Origin of the sequence: Enterobacter sp. CCUG 70166 (assembly GCF_020224095.1) — a bacterium.
In the GTDB taxonomy this organism is placed as follows: Bacteria; Pseudomonadota; Gammaproteobacteria; order Enterobacterales; family Enterobacteriaceae; genus Enterobacter; species Enterobacter intestinihominis.
The window spans coordinates 1-1,236 of the sequence record NZ_NRIQ01000080.1 but is presented as its reverse complement, the minus strand read 5'-3'; the positions used below and the strand labels follow the sequence as shown (position 1 = coordinate 1,236).

Below are 1,236 nucleotides of genomic sequence, written 5' to 3'. Positions count from 1 at the left end.
ACTGAATCGCCACGGATAATCTAGACACTTCCTAGCCGTTGATAATACTGGTTTTCATATTCTGTCGGTGACATCTGATCGCTGGAACCATGCCGACGCTTACTGTTATAAAACATTTCGATGTAATCAAAAATATCGCTGCGGGCTTCTTCCCGCGTTCCGTAGCTCTTTTTCTTTATCCGTTCGCGTTTCAACAACTGGAAAAAGCTTTCTGCAACCGCATTATCATGGCAGTTACCGCGACGGCTCATGCTGCCCTCCAGGCCGTGTGATTTCAGGAACGACTGCCACTCATGGCTTGTGTACTGACTGCCCTGATCCGAATGAACCAGCACCTGTTTTTGGGGATTACGGCGCCATACAGCCATCAGCAGTGCGTTCAGGACAATGTCCTTTGTCATCCGGGATTGCATGGACCAGCCGATAATTTTGCGTGAGAACAGATCAACAACCACGGCAAGATACAGCCAGCCTTCGTGGGTCCTGATGTAGGTTATGTCCGTTACCCAACGCTTATCCGGAGCATCCGGATTGAACTGTCGCTGGAGCCTGTTGGGCGACACGATACTGGCCTCGCCTTTACGTGCCCGCGGGCTCCGGTATCCGACCTGAGCCTTTATCCCGACACGTTTCATCAGTCGCCAGACTCTGTTCACTCCGCACTGTTGCCCGCTGTCCCGCAGATCCAGATGGATTTTGCGATAACCATAGACGCATCCCGATTCCAGCCAGAACTGTTTAATCTGTCCTGTCAGTCTCAGGTCTGCCTGATGGCGTTGTGAATGCGGCTGCTGAAGCCAGGCGTAAAAACCACTGGGATGAACATCCAGCACCCGACAGAGCAGGCGAACAGGCCAGCAACAGGTGTTGTCACGGATAAAGGCGTACCTCAGTCGGACAGCTTTGCGAAGTACGCCGCGGCTTTTTTTAATATGTCCCGTTCGTCGGTAACCCGCTTCAGCTCTTTCTGGAGACGGCGGATCTCGGCCTGAGCATCTGACTGTTCTTTATTAGCGGAAGAATCCGGACCGTACTTCTTTATCCAGGCGTAAAGGCTGTGGGTGGTGATATCGAGACGTGTTGCAACGCTGGCAACAGAATAACCGCGATCAACAACCTGTTTGACTGCTTCAGTTTTAAACTCTTCGGGATAACGCTTACCGCTCATGGGCACCTCTCTTTAAGCCATCTTAAATGACTCTGAGGTGTCTGTTAAACCCGTGGCGATTCAGACAC

1 protein-coding gene is annotated in these 1,236 nt (G+C 51.6%); it reads right to left on the bottom strand.

Translation table 11 applies throughout. The features are described 5' to 3' along the window. Nucleotides 1-20 precede the first annotated feature (20 nt). Nucleotides 21-1,168, bottom strand: a protein-coding gene (locus CKK19_RS24815; RefSeq protein ID WP_088581786.1) for an IS3 family transposase whose coding sequence is annotated in 2 segments (ribosomal slippage) — nucleotides 21-931 and nucleotides 931-1,168 — 1,149 coding nt in all. Because the reading frame shifts where the segments join, the coding sequence is not laid out codon by codon here. Nucleotides 1,169-1,236 lie beyond the last annotated feature (68 nt).